The sequence below is a fragment of the Sorangium sp. So ce394 genome (genome assembly GCF_051474665.1).
Taxonomy (GTDB): domain Bacteria; phylum Myxococcota_A; class Polyangia; order Polyangiales; family Polyangiaceae; genus Sorangium; species Sorangium cellulosum_D.
In genome coordinates, this window is sequence record NZ_CP150339.1 from 8,378,741 (window position 1) to 8,396,962 (window position 18,222).

Sequence of the window (18,222 nt, forward strand, 5' to 3'; positions counted from 1 at the left end):
CCGCGGATCGCGCGGCGATGCTGCGGGATCCGCGCGGGCGGGCCCGGGGCTCGGCCGGCCGCGAAAAAGGGGGACAGACGCGCCTCTGCGCAGCGCCGAGCGCGCGCGGGTCAGAGCAGATCGAGGAAGGCGAGCAGCGCCTCGATCGATCCGGCGTCCAGCGCGGCGAGGCCCTCGCCCGCGGGGGCGCCGTCGTGGAAGAAGGCGCCCGGCGCGGCGCCCACCGGCGCGGCGCCGACCGGCGCGTCGGCGCGGCCGCTCCCGTCGTGGAAGCGCGCCCGCTCGAGCACCTGCCGCAGGCTCTTCGCGGAGCCGTTCGTGAAGTACGGCCGCTTCTTGTAGAGCCGCCGCAGCGACGGCACCCGCGCGCCGTCCTCGTGCACGTACGGCACGACGCCGGTCCTCTCGTACCCGGCGCGGCCCCACACGATCGCTCCCTCGGGCGCGAGCACGAGCTCCTCCCAGCGCTCGAACGGCACCGCGGAGCCGGGATCGTCGCTGCGGAGCACGGGCGCGTGGCAGCGCGCGCAGCGGTCCCGGAACACCCGGGCGCCGTTGCGCTCGAGCGGGGTGAAGCTCGAGCGGCCGAGGGCCGCGGGGTTCGCGCGGTGCGAGAACGCCATGAGGAAGCTCATGAGCGCGCGGCGGAGCGCCTCGGGGGGCAACCCGGCGCGCGCCGCGTCGGACAGCCCGAGCTCGGCGAGCCACGGGGCGTCGGCGGCGGAGAGGGAGAACCACGGGTCGTGGCCGCTCAGCGCGCCGGCGACGCGGAACTCGTTGTCCGCCATCGTGGTGAGGTCCGGATCGAGGGCCCGGGAGAAGTGGGGGCGGTTGTTGAACAGGCCGAGCAGCGGCTTGGTCGTGGCGCGCACGTCGCCGCGGCCCGTGTGGTGCGTGCGGCCGTCGACGTAGCCCTCGAAGTGGCACGTCTCGCAGGTGAACCGGCTGAGCGGGCCGTCGGTCCTGTTCCACGGCGCCATCAGCGACGTGAAGAAGAGCGCCTCCCCGAGGCGGAGCTCCTCGGCGCGGGCGTCCGCGCCGCCGTCCTGGACCGGCCGCTTCACGACCGCGGCGCCCTCGCCGCCCGCATCGAGCAGCCACGCGTCGAGCAGGGGGTTCGCGTAGGCGAAGGCGCCGCCGTCGAGCGCGGCCATGGCGGCGACGCCGGGGGCGAGCGGGCGCGTGGAGACCTCCGGCGCGGCCGAGAGGCCGGCGTCCGTGGCGCGGAAGAGGAGCTCGGCCCGGCGGTCGCCGCCGTAGCCGGTCGCGACCACGCGCACGCCGGACGGGAGCGCCGAGAGCGCGATCGCCTTCGGGGTGAGGACGCCGTGCTCCGAGACGTTCACGGCCGAGAGCAGCGCCGCCTCGGGCCGGGCGCCGGTGGCGACGCGGTAGAGGAAGACGAACGAGTCGATGTAGCCGAACGAGCCGCCGGTCCGGTCGAGCGGGCGATCTTCGACCCCGCCCGCGGCGAGCAGGAGCCCGCCTCCGGCGTCGTCCGTCTCGATCGCGTCGAAGCTCCAGATCGGGCCGTCGTGGCGGATGCGCGCCGCGCCGCCCGGGAGCGGGCGGCCGTCCGCGCCGACCGGGAGCACGACGAGCGTGTGGTCGAGGAGGCAGTCGACGATGAGGTGGCGCGCGAGCCGGACGACGCGGAACGGGCCGGCGCCGATCGGCTCGTCCCAGCGCTCGACCTCGAGGCGCCCGTCCGCGCGGACAGGGCCGGGGCGCAGCGTGAGGAGCGCGCCCGCGCGCTCGTCGAGCGCGTAGAGGACCCCCTCGGGGCCGGCGGCGACGTCGCGGACGCCGCGGACGCCCGCGAGCTCGATGCGCCCCGCGGGCTCGAGCGAGGCGCCGCGCACGACGTAGCGGAAGAGCGCGGGCGACGCCTCGCCGCTCGCGAAGACCTCGCCGGAGGGCATGACCGCGACCCCCGTCGGCGAGGCCGGCGCGGGGGCGCGGGAGAGCTCGCGCAGCGACGCGTCGAGCAAGACGAGCGCGTCGCGGCCGCGGAGCGGCGAGAGCAGCGCGGGCGCGCCCGGCGCGGCGGGGCGGCCCAGCGGATCCACGGGGCGGAGCGCGATCGGATCGGGCCCGAGCAGCCGGTCGGAGCTGGGCAGGCGGGAGAAGTCGGTCGCGGCGCGACGGGCCGCCTCGAAGCGCCGCAGCGGCTCGAGCGGATCGGGGCCGCCGCCGGGGGCCGGCGGCGCGGGGCGGCCGTCGCAGGCCGCGACGGCGAGGCCGAGCGAGAGCGCGAGCGCGAGGGGGCGCGCGGCCATGGGTCGGCGCCACGGGGCAGCGGGCCGAGCCCCCGCGCCGATCACCAGCCGCCGGTGCTCGCCGGCTTGGCGCTCTCGACCGGCGCCGCCTTCGCGGGCTCGGCCGGCTTGGGCGCGGGCTTCGCCGCCTCGGTCGTGGTCGCGCCCTTCGGCGGCTCGGGCGTCACCTGCTGGGGCTTGTCCTCGCAGCCGACGAGACACACGGCGCCGAGCGCCACAAGCACGGTCAAGACATTCTTCATGGGGAGCCTCCTGAATGAGCGGCGCAAGCGAAGCACATCCGCTGAGCGCTCGGTAGGGGGCGCTCCGCCGGCAGCGATCGGACGCGGCACGACGGCTGCAACGATGGCGGATTGCCGTGAGGGTGGCGCAGCGGGCGCGCATGGGCGCGCGCGCGGAGGCGGGGACGCGCGCCCGGAGGCGGGCGCGCGCCAGGGGCAGGGCACGACGCGAGGCGCCGGTGATCCGGCGCCCGCGCCGTGCTCGGGCTCGCTCACGTCCCGGGGACGATCTTCACCAGGCTGTTGCGGTTCGCCACGAAGTAGAGCTCGCCGGCGTTGTCCTCGACGATCGCGGTGAGCCCCTCGAAGGTCGGCAGCCCGCCCTGACGCGTGAACGCCGGAGCGTTGGGCGTGTTCGGATCGGGGTTCTTGAGGATCAGCGTGAGGGGCGACGTCTTGTCGCCGCACTGGACGAGCGCGCCCATGCGCCCTCCGGTGTAGTCGCCGAACAGGTATACGCCCTTGAGCTGAGGCACCTCGGCGCCCCGGTACACGAAGCCGCCGATGACCGACTTGTAATCGCGGAACGGCCCCGTCGCGCTCGCCCTCCGGTCCATGTCGACGATGGGCCGCGTGTGCGTCGAGCCCTCGCGCAGGGTGCGCCCGCGGCAGGTATCCTCGTGGTCGCCCTCGAACTTCGCCCAGCCGAAGTTCAGCCCCGACACGCCCGCGGGGACGTAGTCGACCTCCTCGTACGAGTCCTGGCCGACGTCGCCGATGTAGAGGTCGCCCGTCGCGCGATCGAAGCCGAAGCGATACGGATTGCGCAGGCCATAATGCCAGGTCCGCGCGCCGTCGCCCGTGAAGGGATTGCCGGCCGCGGCGTACGGCTCGGGAGCGTTCGGGTCGAGGCGCAGGATCTTGCCGAACGGCGAGCTCGGATCCTGCGGTGCCCCTTGCTTGTCGTTGTTGCAAGACCCGCCTCCGTCGCCCGTGCCGACGTAGAGCATGCCGTCAGGCCCGAACACGACATGGCCGCCGTTGTGGTTCACCTGCGAGCTGTCGAGCCGCAGGATCGTCTTCGTGGGCGTCGGATCGGCCACGTAAGGATCGCTGGCGGAGCGCTTGAACTCGAGCACCGTATCGCGGTTCATGTTCGTGCCCGTGGTCGGCGTCAGCATGATGTAGAATTTGCCGCTCACCTCGTAGTCGGGCGGGAACGCGATGCTGATGAGCCCGCGCTCGTCGTCGAAGGCACCGCTTTGGAGCCGGATCTCGCTGCTCACGTCGAGGAAGACCCCCGGGCGCAGCGCGCCGCCCGAGAACACGCGGATCTGACCGGTCTGCTGCACGAGATACCAGTCGTCCGAGCCCTTCGGCTGCGCGGCATACGTCAGCTTGTCCACGCCGGTGACGACGGGAGCGAGCGCCAGCTTCCCGACATCGGGAGCCGCGCTGGCGTCGCACGCCGTCGGCTCGCCGGCGCCCGACCCGCCCGTTCCCGTGGTGGTGGCCCCGCTCGCCGATGTGCCGCCTCCGGCGCCGCCGGAGCCGCTCGACGTCCCCGTCGCCGTTCCGGCCCCCGTCCCGCTCCCAGCCCCCGTTCCCGTCGTCCCGGTGGAGCCCTGGCTCCCCCCCGGGCCGGAGGTCGCGCCGCTGGAGCCCGTCTCCCCGTCATCGCTGCATGCGCCGGTGCCCAGCGCGAGACACGCGCCGCCACCCAGCGTCAAAGCCATCCACAAAGCCAAGGTCGTACGCTGTTTTTTCATGAGGCGCATTCTACATGAGAGGCGCCGTGGCGCACTCATGATCTACTGCCAGGGCGAAAGAGCGTGGCATGGAGTCCCAGCGGTCATCGCCCGCAGGACCGAGGACCGCCGATAAGCCCGCTCGGCGGTCGCCGCCGGGATGAAGTGAAGGAGCCTCGCTCCGATCGATCGGTATCGAACGGCATGGCGCGGCTCATGAAGTCAATCCGCCGTTCAGGCGGAACGCGCCTGACAGGCCGCGGCGCTCCGCGGCGCGACAGCCATCTCTCCGAGGCAGACATTTGAAGCAGAGCGGTACGCGTGAATCCGTTTTTGGTCGAAACCAGGGCTATATTCCCGCCCACCACCCTTCTGATCACCGCATGCACGGATCCCGCCGGCGAGGGCCGCTGCCCGGGCTCACCGGCCGTCGTGGCCACTACGGCTCTCCGTACGTCGGAGCTCAGCGTGGAGACAGACGATTACGAATCTGCCATCTTTGCTCGTCCCGCGCGCCGCTCAGAACGATCCGGCGATCCACGCGCTGCCCGGGCCCAGGCCGACGCGCGCGCGAAGGGGTGCGCCGCCCGCCCGCCCGCGCCCGCCGCCGGACGCCGTCGCGGCGTCGGGCGCGGAGGGCGCGGTGATCCAGAGGACCGCCCCGCCGGCCGCGATCACCGCCCCCGCGATGAACACCACCGTCCCGATGTTGCCCATCCTGACCGCATCGTCGCGGAGATCGAGCCCCGTCTGGTCGACGCAGCGGCCCTCCTCGTCGCAGTGGCCGCCCTCGATGGACTCGTCAAAGGTCGACTTGGCCACGAAGCCGAGCGCCGTGCCGACGCCGAGCCCGACCACGCCGAGCCCGACCCCCACCATGCCGATCGGCCTGCGGAGGCTCCCGCCCTGCGGCGGAGGCGGCGTGTCCGCCGGCGGACGGGCCGGCGGCGGCGCGACGGTCGCGCCGGGCGCGGCGCTCGAGCGCGCGGCGGGCTCCGGCTCCGGCGCGCGCTCGAGCGCGGGCACGGCGACGCTCACCACGCCCGGCTTGTCGATCACGACCTTCGTCTCCCACGGCGTGTGCCCGGGCGCCGCGGCGGCGACCCGATGCTCGCCAGGGTCGAGCGGCACCGCCGTCCCCCAGAGCGCCCGCCCCACGGCGATGCCGTCCCGCGTGAGCGAGAGCCCGGAGATCGCCGCCTCGTTCGAGACCACGATCTGCAGGCGCGAGAGGCGCGGCTCGAGCGCGGCGGCCCGGCCGCGCGCCACCCGCTCGCGCTCCGTCTGGCCCGCCGACAGCGCGGCGGCCGCGACGTCGCGGAAGCCGATCCACGCCGTCGCGATCCGGCCGATGCGCTCGTAGCAATCGGAGAGGTTGAACAGGGTGCCGATGCCCGGATCGATCTGGTGGCTCTCGGCGAACTTCGGACAGGCCTCGGCGTGCTTGCCCGCCGCCATCAGCGCGCGCCCCTCGTCGAACAGCGCGACCGCGGCGGCGCGCTCCTCCCGGGTGGGCTCCGCGGCGCGCGCGGCCGGCGCGAGCGCCGCGAGCGCAGAGAGCGCCGACAGGAGCGCGAGCGCGCGGAGGCGCGCGCCCCCGGTCCGCAGCGCGCTGGAGGCCGCCGCACGGCAGCCGGCCTCGGGACAGGTGCTCGGGGGACGACGATGGCAGAGCAAGACGGGACCTCTCCTGGGCGCACGCGATGTCATCGCGGATCGGAAAAAAGATCGTCCGGGCGGGACGGCGTCGGCCGAGGCGGCGGCGAAGGCCGCCCGGGCGGCCGCGCCGCCCTCGCCGATGCGCTCGGCTTCGGCGCAGCGGCCGCGCTCGCCGCCGGCCGCGCCGTCCCGATGGCGCTGACGGTCACGGTCGCGCTCGCCCCCGGCTGCAGCGTGGCGCCGCCGTCGGGGAGCTCGGCGAGCCCGCCGGCCACGGGCTCCGTCGCGGGCTCCGCCGTGTCGCGCGGCGACGATGCCTCCGGCGCCGACGAGGCCGTCGGCGCGCCGGGCGCGGCGTCCGGCGCGGGAGCGCGGAGCGCGAACACCCACGCGAGCCCCGCGCCGCCCAGGAGCGCCGCGGCGATGGCCGCCGCGATCCCGAGGGCGCGCGCCCCGGCGCGGCCGCTGCCCGACGAGGCGCGCGTACCGCCCCAGGAGCGATCCGTGGCCGCGCCGTCCGTCAGGAGCGCCGTGGGCGCGCCCCACGCCGAGCCGGCCGGCACGCCCCGGCCGCCGGAGCTGCCGCCGGGCGGCGGCGGCGCGCTGCCGGGCCCGGGCGCCGTGGAGAGCGGGCGCCGCCCGGGCTCGCGGCCCCCCTCGGCGCTCCCCTCCCCGATCGCGTCGAGGCGGACCCGCAGCACGCGCGCGGCGCGCTCGGCGAGGTGCTGCGCGTGGGGCGGCGCGAACGGGGCCAGCTCGGCGGCGAGCTCGGCGATGTTGCCGAACCGATCGGCGGGGTTCCGCTGGAGGCAGCGCTGCGCCGCGCGCTCGAGGCGCTCGGGCACGTCGGCGCGCAGCCCGCGGAGCCGCGGCGGCCCCTCCAGGATGCGGTCGTAGATCTGCATCACGGAGTCGCCCTGGAAGGGGATGGCGCCCGTGAGCAGCTGGTAGAGGATCGCGCCCATCGACCAGACGTCGGCGCGCGCGTCGACGCTCTTCGAGGAGACCATCTGCTCGGGCGCCATGTAGAGCGGCGAGCCCAGCATCGCCGAGCTCTCGGTCATGTCGTGCGCCCTGGGCGCGGCGGGCTCGGAGGCGAGCGCCATCTTGGAGATGCCGAAGTCGATGACCTTGATGAGCGGGCTGCCGTCGGCCCGCTGGCTGAGGAACAGGTTGCCCGGCTTCAGATCCCGATGGATGATGCCGAGCGCGTGCGCCTCCGCGAGCGCCTCGCACGCCTGCAGCAGGTAATCGCACGCGAGCTCGACCGAGAGCGGGCCGCGATCGCGCAGGAGGGCCTTGAGGTCGGTCCCCTCGAGGTACTCCATCACGAGGTAGGGCTCGCCCCGCGCGAGCGTGCCGACGTCGAACACGCGCGTCACGTGCTCGCTCCGGATGCGCGCCGCGGCCTGCCCCTCGCGCAGGAAGCGGGCCACCAGATCGGCGCGCTCGCGGGCCTGGGGCAGCAGGAACTTGATGGCCACCCGCTCGCCGAGCAGGCGATGGCGGGCGGCGACCACCACGCCCATCCCGCCCTCGCCGAGGACGCGCTCGACCTCGTATTTGTCCGCGAGGACGTCCCCCACGTTGACCGGTGCGACCATGCACGCCCTCGCTCTGGATCTCCGCTAGTATCAAAACGACGAGTGCGCGACAACGCGGGCTTTCCCGGAAAGGAAAGCCGCCGCGCCCTCCCCCGCGCGTCCTCACCCCACGCGCGGCTCGTTGCCTCGCCGCGCCGGCAGCGGCGCCGCCGCCGCGCGCGGCGCTCAACCCGAAGCGGCGCGGCCGATATTGGCCGTTCGGGTTCGCCACGCGCGCTCGCTGCCTGTATATGAATGCCGCAATTTCACATGACGAACGAGCCGACCGATCCCTTCGTCCTCGCGCGCGAGCTCCTCGAGCAGCGGCAAACCACCGAACCGACCGACGCGACGGCCATGACGCTGGCCACGGCGGACGCGTCGGGGCGCCCGTCGGCGCGGATGGTGCTGCTGAAGGGCATCGACGATCGCGGGTTCGTGTTCTTCACCAACTACGAGAGCCGCAAGTCGATGGAGATCGCGGCGAACCCGTTCGCCGCGCTGTGCATCCACTGGGCCAAGGCGGCCGAGCAGGTCCGCGTCGAGGGCCGCATCGAGCGGGTCAGCGACGCGGAGTCGGACGCCTACTTCGAGACCCGCCCGCGGGGCAGCCAGATCGGCGCCTGGGCGTCTCGGCAGAGCGCGCTGCTGCCCTCGCGCGAGGCGCTCCTCGAGCGGGTGCGCGAGATCGAGGCCCGCTTCGAGGGAGGGCCCGTGCCCCGGCCGCCGTTCTGGGGCGGCTTCCGCGTGGTGCCGGAGCGGATCGAGTTCTGGCGCGGCCAGGAGAGCCGCCTGCACGACCGCGTGGTCTACCTCCGCGACGGCGACGGCTGGCGCGTCGAGCGCCTCTACCCCTGAGCGCAGCGCGCCGAGCGCCCTGCCCCCCGCCGCGGGATGGCGGCGCTACGTCCCGGCGCCGCGGAGGCGGCTCGCCTTGCGCTCCCGGAGCCGCTCGATGATCGCGACGAGCTTCGGGTCGTCGCGGCGCCGCACGTCGAGCCGCATTCCCTTCAGCGCATTGCACCGGCCGCACGCGAGCGCCAGGTTGTCGAGCGCGTCCGTCCCGCCGTGCGTGCGCGGGACGATGTGCTCGATCGTCGCGCGCTGGATCGGCTCGCCGTCGAGGCCGACGACGACGTGCGACAGGCAATGGATGCACTTGCCCACCCACGCCGGTTGACCGCGGATCTCCGTGCGCTCGAACGTGGCGTCGGTGGCCACGATGTCGAGGATCAACCGTCGCCGCGCGGCCTTCACGGCGCTCGAGCGTAGCCCCTCGGCGCGGGGCCCGCACGCGGTTCGCGCCGGGCCGGCAGGTGGGCTATGGAGCGCCGGAGCCGGCGCGCGCCCGCGGCGACAGGCGGCGCGGCCGCGCGGTCGTAGGGTCGTTGATTGCGCGCTCCGTCACGCCCCGTGACGCGCGCGCGGGAGGAGCCATGAAGTCGAAGACCGAGTATTTCTACTTCGAGACGAAGGCCAAGCGCGAGCTCATCAACGTCACCGACCGCGTCGCGGCCGTCGTCGCCGCGAGCGGCATCCGGGAGGGCATGGTCCTCGTGAGCGCCATGCACATCACCGCCGGCGTGTTCGTGAACGACCACGAGCCGGGCCTCTGGGAGGACATCTGGGCCTGGCTCCAGCAGCTCGCCCCCGACGGGCCCGACTACCACCACCACCGGACCGGCGAGGACAACGGCGACGCCCACCTCAAGTCGATCCTCGTGCACCACCAGGTGATCGTGCCCATCACCGCGGGGAAGCTCGATCTCGGGCCCTGGCAGCAGATCTTCTACGCCGAGTTCGACGGCAAGCGGCGCAAGCGCGTCGTCGTCAAGGCGATGGGCGAGTGACGCGCCCGGCGCTCTAGCCGCCGGCCTGCGCCGCGGGCGCCAGCGCCTCGGGCCGGCCGGCGCAATACGCCCGCGCTCCGCGCTGCATGAGCGAGGCGATGGCGCCGAGCGCGTCCGTCCAGGCCTGCTTGTGCTCGGGGGTCCAATCGTCGGCGGCGACCTCGGCCATCGCGGTGATCAGGGCGTCGGCGACCCAGGGATACATCGCGTCCGTGACGCCGTAGTCGACGTGCTTGGCCCCCATCGCCATGAGCTTCTCCTCGAGCCACGGCGCGTCTTCCAGCCGGTCGATGACCGCGACGAGCGCCTCGGCGAGCATCTTCTCCTGGTGATCCCGGCTGTTGCGGCCGAAGAGCGGCTTCACCTGCGGATATCGCGAGAACAGGATGCCGTAGAAACGGTGAGTGAGGTTGGGCTCCCTCCCGATCACCAGCTCGAAGCTCTCCCGCAGCAGACCCACGTTCAATCCCATGACAAACCTCCGTGCCCGCGCGCCGTGCCCGCGCGCCCATCGCCTTCGCCGTCGAGCTCCCCCGCCGGCGCCCAGGGAATCGCACGGGCTGTGCCAGGCGCGTTTCTCCGGCCGAGCGCGCCGATCCCGCCGGCTCGGCGCGCGCCGCGAGCCGCGGCGGTTTCCTCCAGGAAACCCGGGTCCCCGATCGCGCGCAGCGGCGCCGGCCGCGAGAGGCCCGTCGCCGCTTGCCCCGCCGGTCCCCTCGGTGTTTCCTGCGGTGGTTTCCGGAAGGAAACCGCCGCCGCATCCGTCTCCTCGAGGAACCCGCGTGACGCTGCTCGACGCCGTGCTCAGCCTGTCCGAAGCGCCCGAAAGCGGCGAGGCGCTGCAGCGGATCCTGCGCGCCCTGGCGCAGGTGACGGCGGCCGACGCGCTCTCGGTGCTCGCGGCCGCCGAGGACGGGTCGGTCGGCGTCGCCGCGCAGATCGGGCTGTCGCCGGCCGCCATGGGGCTCAGCTTCCGGCCCGCGGAGCACCCGCGGCTCCGCAGGGCGACGCTCGCGGCCGGGCCGATCCGGTTCCTCGACCCGAGCGAGCCCGACCCCTACAGCGGCTGGCTGCTCGGCAACGCCGGCGAGATCCACCCGATCCACGCCTGCATGGCCGTCCCGCTCCGCGTGCAGGGCCGCCTCGCCGGGCTGCTCACGCTCGACGCCCTCGATCCCCACGGGCTCGGCGATCTGCGCGACGAGGACGCGCGCGTGTTCGCGGCGCTCTGCGCCGGCGCGCTGCGGCTCGACGCCGGCCTCGCGCCGGCCCTCGCCCCCGGGGCGCGCGAGGCGCCCGGCGGCCCGGCGCTGCCCGACCGGTCGGCCGCGATGCAGCGGATCGAGCGCGAGATCGCGATGCTCGCCCCGCTGTCCGTGCCGGTGCTCGTCACGGGCGAGACGGGCGTGGGCAAGGAGCGCGTCGCCCGCGCGCTCCACGAGCGGTCGCCGCGGGCGAGCCGGCCGCTCGTGATCGTCAACTGCGCGGCGATCCCGGCGCAGCTCGTCGAGTCGGAGCTCTTCGGCCACAGGAAGGGCGCGTTCACCGGCGCCACCGCGGCGCGCGCCGGCAGGTTCGAGGCGGCGCGCGGCGGGACGATCTTCCTCGACGAGATCGGCGAGCTCCCGCTCTCGGCCCAGGCGCAGCTCCTGCGCGCGCTGCAGGAGGGGGAGATCCAGCCCGTGGGCGAGGATCGGCCGCGCCGCGTCGAGGCGCGGGTCGTCGCCGCCACGAACCGCGATCTCCGGCGCGAGGTCGCGGAGGGGCGCTTCCGCGCCGACCTGTTCCACCGGCTCTGGGTCTACCCGATCTGCGTGCCGCCCCTGCGCGAGCGGCGCGAGGACATCCCGGCGCTCTGCGAGCGCTTCGCCGCGGAGGTCGCGGCCGAGCTCGGCGCCGAGCGCGTGGACTTCACCGAGTCGGCGCTGCGCGCGCTCGCGCAGGGCGCCTTTCCGGGCAACGTCCGCGAGCTGAAGAACACCGTCGAGCGCGCCGTGCTGCGCCGGACGCTCGCGGAGGGCAAGGGCGCCACAGGCCGGCGGCTCGTGCTGCGGCGCGAGGACGTCGATCCCGCCGAGACGACCGCCTCCGGCGCGCTGGAGCGCTCCGGCGCGCCGCTGGTCGAGGCCGCCGGAGAGCGGCTGCTGCTCGGAGGCGCGCCGGGCGAGGAGCCCGTCGAGGCGCTGGCCGAGACGCTGGAGCGCGCGCGCCGCGAGGCGTTCGCGCGCGCCTTCCGGGCCGCGGGCGGCAACGCGGCGACGGCGGGCCGGCTGCTCGGGCTGAGCCGATCGTTCGCCTACAAGGAGGCGGTGCGCCTCGGGCTCATCCCCGCGCCCGTCCCGCGCAAGCGCTGAAGCGCTCGCGGGGGCAGCGCGCCGCTGGCCCGTTCTCCATCCCGGGCCGCGCGGGCGTCGGGGCGCCGCGACGCGACGCCGACGCCCGGGCGGCGCTCAGCGCCCCTGCTCCGGGGCGCCGATCCCCTCGAGCGGCACCCGCGCAAGCGCGGTGTAGCGCGCGCCCTTCGGGGTCATCTCGCTCTGGTAGACGACGATCTCCTCGACGCGCGTCTCGCCGAAGTCGACGTTGCCGATCGCCTGAGCGCAGGCGTCGAGCGCCGGATCGCCGCGCGGGTCGCGCGAGCGGGCGAGGGTGAGGTGCGGCTCGAACGGCCGATCCTCCGGCACGTAGCCCGTCGAGAGCGAGAGCGTCTGCTCGAGATCGCGGTGGATCGCGGTGAGGGCGCCGACCGCGCCGCCCACCCCGAGCCAGAGCACGCGCGGGCGGCGCCGCGTGCCGAACGCGCCGCCCTTCTCGATCCGCAGCGTCAGCGGCCTGTGGAAGGCGGCGACGCTCCCGGCCGCCGCGATGACGAGCGGCAGGCGCTCCTCTCCGATCTCGCCCATGAAGGCGAGCGTGATATGCAGCCCGGCAGGCTCCACCCACTTGGCGGACGGAGCCCGGGGCGAGATCTCCCTGAGGAGCTCTCCGACCTTGGCGAGGAGCTCGGCTCCCGGATCAACAGCGACGAAGACGCGCACAGCTCACCTACGCTCGATTACCACCCACAGACTTCACCCTTGTTCTGCTCCTTGAGCCACCTCCGGAGCGGCTCGAAGTACTCGAGCATCGCGCTCGGATCGGCCTCGGTCTCCCCCGTCATCGCCTTCATCGCCTCCTGCCACGGCCGGCTCGCGCCGAGCGACAGCATGGCGCGCAGCTTCTCGCCCGCGGCCGCGCTGCCGTAGATCGAGCACGCGTGGAGCGGCCCCGTGTGCCCGGCCGCCTTGCAGAGCGCGCGGTGGAACTGGAACTGATAGATGTGCGCGAGGAAATACCGCGTGTACGGGACATTCGCCGGGACGTGGAACTTCGCCCCCGGGTCGAAGTCGGCCTCGCTGCGCGGCACGGGCGGCGCGACGCCCTGGTACTTGAGCCGGAGCGCCCACCACGCCTTGTTGTAGTCGGCTGGCTTCGTCTTGCCCGAGAAGACGTCCCACCGCCACTGATCGATGAGCTTGCCGAACGGGAGGAACGCGACCTTGTCGAGCGCCGTCTTCAAGAGGAAGTTGATGAGCCCCTTCTCGTCCTCCGGCACCCTGTCGACGAGCCCCAGCGTCTTCAGATAGGTCGGCGTCACGGAGAGGGCCAGCGTGTCCCCGATCCCCTCGTGGAAGCCGTCGTTGGCGCCCTCCTGGAACAGGATCGGCAGCTTATAGTACTGGCTATAGTAATAGATGTGCCCGAGCTCGTGGTGGATCGTGATGAGATCCTCCTCGTTCGGCCGGATGCACATCTTGATGCGGAGGTCGTTCCTGTAGCCGACGTCCCAGGCGCTCGCGTGGCAGACGACCTCGCGGTCGGTGGGCTTCTTGAAGAGCGACCGCTCCCAGAACGTGGCCGGCAGCGGGTCGAGCCCGAGCGAGGTGAAGAACCGCTCGCCGAGCGCGACCATCTGCTTCTCGTCGAGCTTCTTCGCCTTGATCTTGCGCGTCACGTCGAGCGACGGCTGGCCCTTGTACGGCTCCATGAGGCCGTAGACGTTCGACCACGCCTGGGCCCACATGTTGCCGAGCAGGTGTGCAGGGATCGGGGCCTTGTCGCCGATCCTGTCCTTGCCGTACGTCGCGCGCAGCCGGGCGCGCACGTAGCAGTGCAGCTCGTCGTAGAGCGGCTTCAGCTGGCCCCAGAGCCGCTCGGTGTCGGCCTCGAACGCCTCCGGCGGCATGTCGTAGCCGGCCCGCCAGAGCGCGCCGAGGTCCGCGAAGCCGACCTCCGCGGCCCCCTTGTTGCCGAGGGTGACGAACCGCTCGAACTTCGGCCGGAGCGGCGGCGCGATCGCGTGCCAGCCCGTCCACGCGTCGAGCAGCTCATCCCATTTGCGGCTGGTCTTCATGATCTCGGAGAGATCGTCCAGCGCGAGACATTTCTGCGCCGGCGGAGCCCCCGCCGCCGCAGCGGCGCCGGCCGGGGCAGGCCGCGCCGCCTTGCCCTTCGGGCAGTACTTGCCCTTGCCATAGAGGCTCGTCATCTCGACCGAGAGCGCGGCGAGCTCCGCGCGCTCCGCCGGGTCGCTCGGGGCCGGCAGGGTGGTCGAGATCTTGAGGAGCGTCAGCTGACGGGCGAGATCCGCGGGCAGCGCGAGGCCGTCGAAGCGCCTCGCCGCCTTCATCGTGCGGTTGAGGTACTCCATGCTCGCCTCGTCGGCGGAGGCGGCGAGCGCGTCGGTGTCGTCCGTGAGGAAGGTCTGGTTCACCCACCCCGCGCGCGCGGACTGGAGCCGCAGCCGGCGCAGGTCCCGGTCGACGCCGGCCAGGAAGGCCTGCGCCTCGGCCACGCTGGGCGGCGCCTCCGCCGGGAGGGCGGCCTGGGGCCGGGGGGCCGCGGGCGCCGCCGGGGGCGCGGGCGCCTCCCCGCCGGGGGCCGGCGGCGCGGGCGCCGGCGAGGCGGCGCCGCTGCAGGCCGACCCGAGCCCGAGCGCGACGAGCATCAGGGGGCGCAGGATCGGTGTCCGGGCAAGGGCGTAGCGGACCACGCGCCCTTCATACACGCCGAACCGTGCCGAGGGAACCAGGAGCGACGTGCCATCGTCGCGGCTCGGCCCCGCGGCTCGGCCCCCGCGACCAGGACGAACCGCGCTCGCCGTGACGGCTGCCAAGCGGCCGTGAACTGCCGTTACAATGCGGACCCACCATGAGGAATGCGCTCGCGCCCAGGCCCCCGCTCCCGGCAGTCCTCGGCCTCGCCGCCCCCGCCGCCCCGCCCGCCCGCGGACCCGGCGCGCAACCGAGGGGCGGCGGCCCGGCGCAGCGCCCCGCCGCGCCGATCCGCGACGCGGCGGGGGGCGCGGCGCGCTGCGACCTCCCGGGCCGGTGCGGGCGGGTGCCCCACCGCGCGGCGCAGCTCACGACCGTGTGCGCACCGGGCGGCGGCCATGAGTGAGCTCGAGAATTTCTCGTTCGTCCTGCCCGGCGAGCTCGCCGGCATGGCGTACCCCCACGCGCCGCGGGCGGTCGAGGAGCTCGTGGAGCTCGGCTTCCGCAGCATGGTGTCGCTCTCGCGGCGGGCGCCTTCGCCGCACGCGCTCGGCTCGCTCGTCCACCTGCACTGCCCGCTCGCGGACTTCACGCGCATCCCGAGCGTCGACCTCCTGCGCGCCGTGGCGTTCCTCGAACGGGCGCCGCGGCCCGCCGTCGTGCACGGCGAGGGCGGCATCGGGCGCACCGGCGTGGTGCTCGCCTGCCGCCTCGTGGCGCTGGGCCGGTCGTCGACCGAGGCCATCCACGAGGTGCGGCGCGCGCGGCCCGGCTCGATCGACGACCCCGAGCTCGAGGCGTCCGTCGAGGAGTTCGAGCTCTTCTACCGGAGCGGGCGCGAGCCGTCGACGTCGGCCCCCTTCAACTTCGCGCCCGCGTCGCCGCTCGACCGGGTCGTGCACGGCGCGGAGCGCCCCGGCTTCGGGATGGCGCTCTGGTCGGCCTCCGGGATCCGCTCGTCCGTGGTCGCGCCGCCGGGCGCCGCGCAGCACCCCGATCCGAGCGACGCCCCCGTCGAGGCGTGGCTCGGCTTCATGGCGCGGCAGGGCATGCGCGAGGTGCTCTGCCTGCTCGACGAGGGGGAGCTGGCGCTCCATCGGGTCCCGCTCCTCGGCCGCTACCAGCGCGAGTTCCTCCGGGTGACGCACGTGCCGCTCGAGGGCGGGGCGATCCCCTCGCCCGACGCCCTGGAGCGCGCGCTCGCCGCGCTGCGGCGCGCGGAGGCCGGCGGCGCGCCCATCGTCGTGCACTGCGCGTCCGGCGCGGGCCGCGCGGCCGTCGTGCTGGCGGCGTGGCTGCGCGCCCGGCACGGCCTCGCCCCGGACGCGGCGATCGGGGCGATCCGGGATCACGCGCGGCACTTCGGCGCGCGCCGCGAGCCGCTGAAGGCAGGGCCGGCGGTGCGGGACCTGCTCGCGAGCGTGCCGGCGCGCGGCTGAGCGCGCGGCGGCCGTCAGCGCGCGCCGAGCGTCACCCGCCGGCGGGGAGGCCGGCCTTCCGGTGCCGCTGCTCGCGGTAGAGGCGCTGGACGAAGGCGCCGGCCGGCTCGGCGCGGAGCGCCTCGATGAGCTCGCGGAGGACGGCCGGCAGCCCGGCGAACGGGAAGGGCACCGGGTGGCGCTCGGGCACGATCAGCGGCGCGGCGAGCGCGGCGAACGTGAGATCGGCGGCCGAGAACCGATCGCCGACGAGGAACGGGCGCCCGTCGCGCAGGCGCTCGTTCACCGCGTCGAAGACCGCGCGGAGCTTGCCCCGCGAGCGCTCGGCGCCGGCGGCGTCGATCCGCATCGCGCGCCTCATGACCGCCCGCGCGACCGGGAAGTAGGCGCGGAAGGCGGCGCGCCCGAACCACGAGGGCGGCGCCGCGCCGGCCCCCTCGAGCGCGCGGAACGCCCCGCTCATCACGGAGAACATCGCCTCCTCGTCGGGCAGGGCGTGAAAGTACGCGACGCGGCGCACGGCGGGGCCGAGCTCGCGATCGAAGCGCGCCTCGAGCGCCTCGATGTCGTCGCGGCGCGCGCCGGGCTCGCCGGAGAACAGCGCGTGCTCCGACGGGACGAACGCGTCGGCGTAGCGCAGGATGTCGGTGGAGTCGGAGACCGCGCCCGCCCGCGTGACGAGCACCGGCACGGTGCGGCGCCCGCCGGCGCGCAGCGACGGGAGCGCGTGGGCGAGCGGGAGGTAGGGGTCCTCGCGGTACGGGACGCCGGCGCGGTCGAGCGCCCACCGCGCCTTCTCGCAGTAGTGGCTGAAGGGGATGGTGACGAGGCGGAAGGGCGCGCCGGCGCCGGTGTTCGACATGGGGACCTCCAGGCGCGGGACGACCGGGCGCCGGCCGATCAGCGCCGGATCTCGAAGAGGTGGACGCCGTAGGCGGGGAGCTCGACGCCGAGGCCGCGCGACAGATCGACGAGCTCGTCGCCGTCGCGCGGGTGCTCGTTGCCGGTCATGAGGTCGACCAGCAGGACCTTGCGGCCGGCGACGCCCGCGACGTCGAGCGGGATGCGGCAGCCGCCGCGCGACGGGGCGAAGTTGACCACCGCCACGAGCGGCGCCGCGCTGCGGGGCGCGCCGCAGGCCGGGAGCGGCTCCCACCGGTAGGCGACGAACGCGTCGGCGCCCGGGCCGCGCGGGGTGAGCGTGGCGAAGCTGCCGGTGCGCAGGATGGGGCGGCGCACCGCGCCGAGCAGCCGCTCGTGGAAGGCGAGGCACGCCTGGTCGACCGGCTCCTCGGGGGCGCGGGCGAGGTGCAGCGAGGCGCGCACCGTCCGCCCCTCGAGCTGGCCGTGGTGGATGAACCGCATGCCGGGCACCGTCGCCGCGATGAACTCCGCGGCCCGGCGCCGGTCCGGCGGGAGCACGGCCGCGATGCGCGGCTCGTCGTGGTGCTCGATGAAGCGCACGCTCCGGCGCTGGTAGTCGGACGTGGCCGCGAGGTGGCCGCGGACCGAGGACGCCGAGGCGTGGCTCAGCCGATCGTAAAGGCTCTTGTCGAAGGTGTAGTCGAACCCGAGCATCTGCAGGCGCCACTCGAGGTCCCAGAACGCCTCGCCGATGAAGACGAAGCTCGGGTGGTCGCGGCGCACGGCGTCGATGGCCTCGGCCCAGAACTCGCCCGTGGCCTCGGCCTTTCGCTCCTTGGGCGGCCGCTTGGACCACGTGTGCCGGAAGACGTCGTCGAGCACGAGCATGGCCATGTCGCAGCGGACGCCGTCGCAGCGCGACGCGACGCTGCGGAGCGCCTCGGTGGACGCGGCGCGCGTCGCCGCGAGGCGGTAGTCGAGCTGGGCCGTGTCGGGCCACGGCGGGATGTAGGGGTCGCGCCCGCTGAGCGGGGCGCCGTCGTCGCCGACGATGAAGCACTCGGGCTTCTCCTTCACCCAGTGGTGGTCGCGCGCGACGTGGTTCGGGACGTAGTCGAGGATGAGCCCGATGCCGCGCGCCGCGAGGCGCCGGCGCAGATCCGCGAGCGCGGCGTCGCCGCCGAACGCGGGGTTCACCTCGTACCGCGCGACGGCGAACGGGGAGCCGACCACGTCGGCGTCGGTCCAGTCCGGCAGCACGCGGTCGTACTCGGCGCGCAGGTCGGGGTGCGCGAGCGAGAGGCGCTGGCCCTCCTGGCCGAGCGTCCAGACGCCCATCAGGTACACGTAGTCGACGCCGAGCGCGGCGAGCCGGTCGAGCGCCGCGTCGGGCACGCTGGCGAGCGTCACCCTGGCCTTGGCGGCGCGCGAGAGCTCATGGAGCCAGACGCGCACGAAGATCGCGTACAGCAGAGGGTGCTGGTGGGCAGGGACTAGGGAGCTCATCGATTGGGTTGGGGACGGCGGGCCCGCGAGGGAGTCGCGG

The 18,222-nt window shown here is 74.7% G+C and carries 16 protein-coding genes; 5 read left to right on the top strand and 11 right to left on the bottom strand.

Going from position 1 to position 18,222, the window contains the following annotated elements; genetic code table 11:
- Positions 1-110: 110 nt before the first annotated feature.
- The 5 genes from WMF33_RS30785 to WMF33_RS30805 form a co-directional block, all read right to left on the bottom strand.
- Complete coding sequence (locus WMF33_RS30785; protein ID WP_437331967.1) at positions 111-2,279, bottom strand: hypothetical protein; 2,169 nt, start codon at positions 2,277-2,279, stop codon at positions 111-113.
- 41 nt (positions 2,280-2,320) lie between these two features.
- Complete coding sequence (locus WMF33_RS30790; protein WP_061621546.1) at positions 2,321-2,521, bottom strand: hypothetical protein; 201 nt, start codon at positions 2,519-2,521, stop codon at positions 2,321-2,323.
- 251 nt (positions 2,522-2,772) lie between these two features.
- Positions 2,773-4,236, bottom strand: coding sequence for a PQQ-dependent sugar dehydrogenase (locus tag WMF33_RS30795; protein WP_437331968.1), 1,464 nt, complete (start codon positions 4,234-4,236; stop codon positions 2,773-2,775).
- 531 nt (positions 4,237-4,767) lie between these two features.
- On the bottom strand, positions 4,768-5,925 hold the full coding sequence (locus tag WMF33_RS30800) for a hypothetical protein (protein ID WP_437331969.1): 1,158 nt from the start codon (positions 5,923-5,925) through the stop codon (positions 4,768-4,770).
- Positions 5,926-5,954: 29 nt separating this feature from the next.
- Positions 5,955-7,511 carry a serine/threonine-protein kinase gene (locus tag WMF33_RS30805; RefSeq protein WP_437331970.1) on the bottom strand — a complete coding sequence of 519 codons (1,557 nt, stop codon included), beginning with the start codon at positions 7,509-7,511 and terminating at the stop codon, positions 5,955-5,957.
- 249 nt (positions 7,512-7,760) lie between these two features.
- Between WMF33_RS30805 and pdxH the strand changes: the two genes are divergently transcribed.
- The gene (gene pdxH, locus WMF33_RS30810; protein ID WP_437331971.1) at positions 7,761-8,348 is read left to right on the top strand and encodes a pyridoxamine 5'-phosphate oxidase; all 588 of its coding nucleotides are present in this window, start codon (positions 7,761-7,763) and stop codon (positions 8,346-8,348) included.
- A gap of 45 nt (positions 8,349-8,393) precedes the next feature.
- Here the strand turns inward: pdxH and WMF33_RS30815 are convergent, their stop codons facing one another.
- Positions 8,394-8,747 carry an HNH endonuclease gene (locus WMF33_RS30815; protein WP_061623111.1) on the bottom strand — a complete coding sequence of 118 codons (354 nt, stop codon included), beginning with the start codon at positions 8,745-8,747 and terminating at the stop codon, positions 8,394-8,396.
- A 179-nt stretch (positions 8,748-8,926) separates the two neighbouring features.
- Here WMF33_RS30815 and WMF33_RS30820 point away from each other — a divergent pair, with 179 nt between their 5' ends.
- Positions 8,927-9,340 carry a secondary thiamine-phosphate synthase enzyme YjbQ gene (locus WMF33_RS30820; protein ID WP_061623112.1) on the top strand — a complete coding sequence of 138 codons (414 nt, stop codon included), beginning with the start codon at positions 8,927-8,929 and terminating at the stop codon, positions 9,338-9,340.
- Positions 9,341-9,353: 13 nt separating this feature from the next.
- Here WMF33_RS30820 and WMF33_RS30825 read toward each other — a convergent pair whose 3' ends face one another.
- On the bottom strand, positions 9,354-9,812 hold the full coding sequence (locus tag WMF33_RS30825) for a globin domain-containing protein (RefSeq protein WP_437331972.1): 459 nt from the start codon (positions 9,810-9,812) through the stop codon (positions 9,354-9,356).
- Positions 9,813-10,122: 310 nt separating this feature from the next.
- Between WMF33_RS30825 and WMF33_RS30830 the strand changes: the two genes are divergently transcribed.
- A complete protein-coding gene (locus WMF33_RS30830; RefSeq protein ID WP_437331973.1) occupies positions 10,123-11,694 on the top strand; it encodes a sigma 54-interacting transcriptional regulator in 1,572 nt (523 codons plus the stop codon).
- 96 nt (positions 11,695-11,790) lie between these two features.
- Here the strand turns inward: WMF33_RS30830 and thpR are convergent, their stop codons facing one another.
- Complete coding sequence (gene thpR / locus WMF33_RS30835; protein WP_437313354.1) at positions 11,791-12,378, bottom strand: RNA 2',3'-cyclic phosphodiesterase; 588 nt, start codon at positions 12,376-12,378, stop codon at positions 11,791-11,793.
- A 17-nt stretch (positions 12,379-12,395) separates the two neighbouring features.
- Complete coding sequence (locus tag WMF33_RS30840; protein WP_437339540.1) at positions 12,396-14,327, bottom strand: M2 family metallopeptidase; 1,932 nt, start codon at positions 14,325-14,327, stop codon at positions 12,396-12,398.
- A gap of 203 nt (positions 14,328-14,530) precedes the next feature.
- Between WMF33_RS30840 and WMF33_RS30845 the strand changes: the two genes are divergently transcribed.
- Both WMF33_RS30845 and WMF33_RS30850 read left to right on the top strand, forming a co-directional pair.
- Positions 14,531-14,779 (top strand): hypothetical protein, encoded by a 249-nt coding sequence (locus WMF33_RS30845; protein WP_437331974.1) that lies wholly within the window; start codon positions 14,531-14,533, stop codon positions 14,777-14,779.
- Positions 14,772-15,812, top strand: coding sequence for a phosphatase domain-containing protein (locus WMF33_RS30850; RefSeq protein ID WP_437331975.1), 1,041 nt, complete (start codon positions 14,772-14,774; stop codon positions 15,810-15,812). The genes WMF33_RS30845 and WMF33_RS30850 overlap by 8 nt, the downstream gene beginning before the upstream one ends.
- Before the next feature lie 31 nt (positions 15,813-15,843).
- Here the strand turns inward: WMF33_RS30850 and WMF33_RS30855 are convergent, their stop codons facing one another.
- Positions 15,844-16,674: a glutathione S-transferase family protein gene (locus WMF33_RS30855; protein ID WP_437331976.1), complete on the bottom strand. Its 831-nt coding sequence runs from the start codon at positions 16,672-16,674 to the stop codon at positions 15,844-15,846.
- Positions 16,675-16,712: 38 nt separating this feature from the next.
- Positions 16,713-18,182, bottom strand: coding sequence for an alpha-amylase family glycosyl hydrolase (locus tag WMF33_RS30860; protein WP_437331977.1), 1,470 nt, complete (start codon positions 18,180-18,182; stop codon positions 16,713-16,715).
- Positions 18,183-18,222: the final 40 nt, after the last annotated feature.